Raw genomic sequence first — 6,110 nt, 5'->3', positions numbered from 1 at the left:
ATCGGCCGCGTGTTCCCCTACCGCGTCCTCATGCACATCGCCCGGCATACGGCGAGCGTGGACGCCGACCTGGGACACCTGGAGCGCGAGGACATCATCCGCGAGCGGGCGCGCACCCCCGAGCTCGAGTACATGTTCAAGCACGCGCTCACGCAGGACATGGCCTACCAGAGCCTGCTGGCGTCGCGCCGCCGGGAGATGCACCGCCAGGTGGGCGAGGCGCTGGAGTCGCTCTTCCTCGACAGGGCGAGCGAGCTGCGCAGCGTCATCGGCGGCCACTACCTGCGGGGCGGGGCCTGGGAGCGGGCCGTCACCCACCTGCTGGCGGCCGGGGATGCCGCGGCCCGGCTCTACGCCCACGCCGAGGCGCGGGAGCACTACACGAAGGCCCTGGAGGCCCTCTCGCACCTGTCCGATACCCAGGAGCACCAGCGGCAGCGGGTGGACCTGACCATCAAGCTGGTGAGTGTGTCCTTCGTCGCGGTGTCCCCGGAGCGCAACCGTCAGCGGATGGAGGAGGCGGAGAAGGTCCTCTGGAGCCTGCGCGCCACCGGAGAGGAGCTCGACCAGGAGCGGCTGGCGCGCGTGCACTATTGGATCGGGCGGCTGCTCGTCTACCAGGGCGCCTATGACGAGGCCATGGGCTACTTCCAGCGCGTCCTGCTGGAGTGCCAGGGCACGAAGGACGAGGCCCTGCTCGCCATCCCCTCCTTCATGATGGGGCGGGTGTTGGCCCTCCAGGGCCACTTCGGCCAGGCCGAGCGGCTGCTGGCGCAGGCCATCGGGCCCCTGGAGCGCTCGGGCGAGTGGGTGAACTGGCTCTGGACGGTGGGCTTCCGCTCCTTCGCGCTCGCGGCCATCGGCCAGTACCAGGCCGGGCTGGCCGAGCATGGGCGGGCGCTCGCGCGCGCGCGGGAGGCGAACGACCTCACGGGCCTGGCCTTCTGCCACCTCACGCTGGGCAACATCTACATGTTCGGCCGGGACTTGCCGCACATGCTCGAGGCCAGCAACGCGGCCATGGCGGCGGCGGAGCAGTCCGGAGATCGGGTGCTGACGTACCTGGCCGTGGGGCTCCAGGCCTGGGCGAGGATCCGCCTGGGCATGTACGAGGAGGCGGCGGCGAGCGTGGCCCGGCGTCAGTCGCTGATGGAGGGCGTGGGCGAGCAACTGCTGTGCAGGGACTGGTTCGCCACGAGCGACGCCGAGATGGCGCTGCGCACGGGGCGCTTGTCCGAGGCGGTGGAGCAGGCCAACCAGGCCATCACGGAGGCCCGGGGCGCGGGAGGCATCTTCGCCGAGGCCCTCGCGGAGCGCATCCTGGGGCAGACGCTCGCCGCGAGGGGGGAGTGGGACGAGGCCGAGAGCCACCTCCTCGCCAGCCTGGAGCTCTTCGTGGCCGGAGAGCTGCGGCTCGAGGAGGCCCACACGCACGTCATCTGGGCCGAGCTTCAGGTCGCCCGAGGCGAGGTCGCGACGGCGCGAGCCCACCTGGAGCAGGCCCTCGTCATCTACGACAGGAGCGGCCTCGCGGAAGAGCGCACGCGGACCCACCGACTCCTGGGCGCGCTCACCGAGGTGACTGCTTCGGAGCCTCCTCCGTCGGTCCCTCGTCAATGATCCAAACGGGCGGACACCCGGGCTCGTGCCGGGATGCCCGCCCGCTTCGACACACGAGGCTCAGCGCGACTGATCGGCCGCCACGGTCTGCCCGCCGGCCAGCCCCATCTGGGCCAGAGAGAAGGCCCACAGGTCGGTGTACTCCTCGATGATCTTCCCGGTGGGCTTGCCCGCGCCGTGGCCCGCCTTGGTCTCGATGCGGATGAGCACCGGGGCCTCGCCGGCCTGCGCCGCCTGGGCGGCCGCGGTGAACTTGAAGCTGTGACCGGGCACCACGCGGTCGTCATGGTCCGCGGTGTGGACGAGCATGGCCGGGTAGCGCTGGGGCTTCAGGTTGTGCACCGGCGAGTACGCATGGAGGGCCTTGAACTCCTCGGGGTTCTCCGAGGAGCCGTAGTCGCTCGTCCACGCCCAGCCGATGGTGAACTTGTGGAAGCGCAGCATGTCCATGACGCCCACGCCCGGCAGGGCCACGCCGAACAGCTCCGGACGCTGCGTCACCGCGGCGCCCACCAGCAGACCTCCGTTGGAGCGGCCGCTGATCGCCAGCCGTGAGGACGAGGTGTACTGGTTGGAGATGAGCCACTCGGCGGCGGCGATGAAGTCGTTGAAGACGTTCTGCTTCTTCAGCTTCGTGCCCGCCTGGTGCCACTCACGGCCGTACTCACCACCGCCGCGCAGGTTGGCCTGGGCGTAGACGCCGCCCTGCTCCATCCACACCAGGTTGGCCACGCTGAAGCTCGGCGTCATCGAGGCGTTGAAGCCGCCGTAGCCGTAGAGCATCGTGGGGTTCGTCCCGTCCAGCTTCAGCCCCTTCTTGTGGCTGATGAACATGGGGACGCGGGTGCCGTCCTTGCTCGTGTAGAAGACCTGCGTCGTCTCGTACTGCGACGGATCGAACTTCACCGTCGGCGCCTTGAACACCTGGCTCTGGCCGGTCTTCAGGTCATACCGGTAGATGGTCGTCGGCGTGTTGAAGCTGGCGTAGCCGTAGAAGGTCTCGGTGTCCTTGCGCTTGCCGCCGAAGCCGTAGACGGAGCCCAGGCCGGGCAGCGCCACCTCGCCCAAGGACTTGCCCTCGCGCGAGTACAGCCGCACCTGCGCGTGGGCGTCCTTCAGCACGTCGACGATGAACTGGTCGTTGACGAAGCTCACGCCCGACAGCGTCTCCTCGCCCTGGGGGATGATCTCCTTCCAGCTCTTGCGCTCCGGCTTGCGCAGGTCGATGGCGACGACGCGGCCCCGCGGAGCGTCCAGGTCCGTCTCGAACCAGAACGTCGTGCCGTCGTTGCCGATGTAGCTGTACTGCCCATCCCAGTCGCGCAGCAGCTCGACGACCCGGGCCTTGGGATCCTTCAGGTCCTTGTAGAAGACGAGGTTCTTGCGCTCGGTGCCGCGCGAGACCTGGATGAGGAGGTAGCGCCCGTCCTCGGTGACGAAGCCGCCGAAGCCCCACTCCTTCTGGTCCTTGCGCTCGTAGACGAGGGTGTCCTCGCTCTGCGGCGTGCCCAGCTTGTGGAAGTAGAGCTTCTGGAAGTAGTTGGCGCCGCTCAGCGCCTCGCCGGCCTTCGGCTCGTCATAGCGGCTGTAGAAGAAGCCCTTGCCGTCCTTGGTCCAGGAGGCCCCGGAGAACTTCACCCACTTGACGACGTCCGGCAGGTCCTTGCCCGTGCGCACGTCACGCACGCGGATCTCCTTCCAGTCACTGCCGGCGGCGGCCACACCGTACGCGAGCAGGTTGCCATCGGAGGTGACGGCCGTGCCCGAGAGGGCCACGGTGCCATCCGCGGACAGCGTGTTCGGGTCGAGCAGCATGCGGGGCTCGGCGTCGAGCGCGTCGGTGGTGAAGAGCACCGACTGACTCTGGAGGCCGTTGTTGCGGAAGAAGAAGTAGCGGCTGCCCTCGTGGAAGGGCACGCCATATTTCTCGTAGTCCCACAGCTCGGTCATCCGCTGCTTGATCTGCGCCCGGAGGGGGATCTTCTCCAGATAGCCGAAGGTGAGCTGGTTCTGCGCTTCGATCCACTGGCGGGACTCGGGAGAGTCCGGGTTCTCCAGCCAGCGGTACGGGTCGGCGACCTGGGTGCCGTGGTAGTCGTCCACCACGTTGTCCTTGCGCGCGACCGGGTAGGCCAGACGCTCGGGCGCGGGGCTCGCCTTGGAGGCGGGGGCGGCGGACGGGGTGGCGCTCGGAGCGGGAGCATGGGGGGCCTGGGCCTCCAGCTGCGTCGGAGCGTGGCTGCAGTGCGTGAGCCAGAGGGCGCACGCGGCGGCGGAAAGAGAGCGGATTCTCATGGTGGCGCGCGAACCTACCAGCCCGGGGGCGTATTTCCGAGACGGCGCATGACTCGCCGCGTCGGACACGCCCCCGGGGCGCGCCTTCACTTCAAGTTCACCAGACCTTCACGCGCTTCTCGGGAGGCAGGTACGCGCCGTCGCCCTCCTTCACCCCGAAGGCGGAGTAGAACTCGGGCATGTTGCGCACCACGCCGTTCACCCGGTACTCGCCGGGCGAGTGCGTATCCGTGAGGAGGATCTGCCGCAGCGCATCGTCGCGGTGCAGCGTGCGCCACACCTGGGCCCAGCCGAGGAAGAAGCGCTGATCCCCGGTGAAGCCCTCGATGGTGGGGGCCTCCTGGCCGCCCAGCGACACCTTGTAGGCATTGAAGGCCACGGTCAGGCCGCTCAAGTCGCCGATGTTCTCACCCAGGGTGAGCTTGCCGTTGACGTTCATCCCCTGGATCGGGCTGAAGGCGGCGTACTGGTCGGACAGCATGCCGGTGCGCTGCTGGAAGGCGGCCTTGTCCGTCTCGGTCCACCAGTCGCGCAGGTTGCCGTCACCATCCGAGCGGCTGCCCTGGTCGTCGAAGCCGTGGCTGATCTCGTGCCCGATGACGCCGCCGATGGCGCCGTAGTTGGTGGCGTCATCCGCCTCGGGGTTGAAGAACGGCGGCTGGAGGATGGCGGCCGGGAAGACGATCTCGTTCATCGTCGAGCTGTAGGAGGCGTTCACCGTCTGCGGCGTCATGCCCCACTCGAGCCGGTCGATGGGCTTGCCCAGCTTGCCCACGTTGCGGCGGACCTCGAACAGGGTGGCACGCCGCACGTTGCCCAGCAGGTCGTCCTTGGCGATGGTGAGCGCGGCGTAGTCCCGCCACTTCTCCGGGTAGCCGATCTTCACGTTGAACTTCGCCAGCTTGGCCTTGGCCTGGGTCTTGGTGTCGGGGCTCATCCACTCCAACTGGTCGATGCCCTTCTCGAAGGCCACGCGCAGGTTCTTCACCAGCTCCTGCATGCGCGCCTTGCTCTCGGGGCTGAAGTGGCGCTCCACGTAGCGCCGGCCGACCACCTCGCCCAGCGCGCCGTCCACCGCCTCCACGCCGCGCTTCCAGCGGGGACGGTTCTCCTGGAGACCCTGGAGCGTCTTGCCGCGGAAGGAGAACTCGGCCTGCTCGAAGGGGCTGCTCAGCAGGGGCGCGGACCTGTCCAGCAGTTTGAAGGAGAGGTACTGCTTGAGCGTGGGCAGCGGCGTGCTGGCCAGCACCTTGTCCAGGGCCTGGAAGTAGTCCGGCTGGCGGACGACGACGGCCGGCGTCTGCTCCGCCTCCAGGGCCTTGAGGTAGCGCGCCCAGGAGAAGCTCGGGGTGAGCGCGTCCAGCTCGGCCACGCTCTTGAGGTTGTAGGTGGCCTCGCGGTCGCGGTTGCTCACGCGGTCCCAGTGCTTCTCGGCGAGCGCGGTCTCCAGGGCCAGGATGGCCTTGGCCGCCCCGGCCGGATCCTTCTCACCCGCGAGCCGCAACAGCGTCTCGATATAGGTGAGGTAGGCGGCGCGCGTCTCGACGAAGCGCGGCTCCTGCTTGAAGTAGTAGTCGCGATCCGGCAGACCCAGGCCGCTCTGGCTGGCGTGGGCGATGTAGCGGGTGGCCTGCTTCGCGTCCTGGCCCACGTAGACGGCGAGCGGCGTCGGGATGCCCATGCGCGCCAGCGTGGCGAACAGCTCCGGCAGCTCCTTCTTGTCCTTGAGCGCCGCGATGCGGTTGAGGTCAGCGCGCACCGGCTCGAGACCGAGCGACTCGATGCGCGCCGTGTCCATGAAGCTCTCGTAGAGGTCGCCGACCTTCTGCGTGTCGGTGCCGGCCTTGCGCTCCTGGACGGCGGCGGCCTCCTCGATGATGACGCGCAGGGCGGCCTCGCTCTTGTCCCGCAGCTCGATGAACGAGCCATAACGGGCCTTGTCCGCGGGCATCTGCGCCGTCTTCAGCCACGTGCCGTTGACGTAGCGGAAGAAGTCATCCTGGGGGCGGACGCTGGAGTCGAAGTTCTTCGTGTCGACGCCCAGGGCCCGCGTCTGGGGGGCCTGGGCGGCCACGGGCGGCGGCGGCTGCGTGGTCGCGTCCGCCTGGGTGTTGCGCGAGGTGGCCGTGCATCCCAGAAGGAGGCAGGCGCTGAGCGTACCTGGGGCCCAGGCGTGACGGAGGAACTTCATGCGG

Annotated in this window: 3 protein-coding genes; 1 reads left to right on the top strand and 2 read right to left on the bottom strand. The window is 68.8% G+C overall.

All coding sequences use genetic code 11. The features are described 5' to 3' along the window. Window positions 1-1,620, top strand: a 1,620-nt coding sequence (locus VF794_RS09400) for a hypothetical protein (RefSeq protein WP_331108915.1), incomplete at its 5' end; no start/stop codon positions are given. 60 nt (window positions 1,621-1,680) lie between these two features. On the opposite strand, the gene VF794_RS09395 is transcribed toward VF794_RS09400, so the two are convergent. Then, the gene (locus VF794_RS09395) at window positions 1,681-3,915 is read right to left on the bottom strand and encodes a prolyl oligopeptidase family serine peptidase (protein ID WP_331108913.1); all 2,235 of its coding nucleotides are present in this window, start codon (window positions 3,913-3,915) and stop codon (window positions 1,681-1,683) included. Window positions 3,916-4,012: 97 nt separating this feature from the next. Further along, window positions 4,013-6,106: a M13 family metallopeptidase gene (locus VF794_RS09390; RefSeq protein WP_331108917.1), complete on the bottom strand. Its 2,094-nt coding sequence runs from the start codon at window positions 6,104-6,106 to the stop codon at window positions 4,013-4,015. Window positions 6,107-6,110: the final 4 nt, after the last annotated feature.

Source organism: Archangium sp. (assembly GCF_036389735.1).
GTDB lineage: Bacteria > Myxococcota > Myxococcia > Myxococcales > Myxococcaceae > Archangium.
The sequence above is the reverse complement of the archived record's forward strand: the minus strand, read 5'-3'. Positions and strand labels throughout refer to the sequence as shown.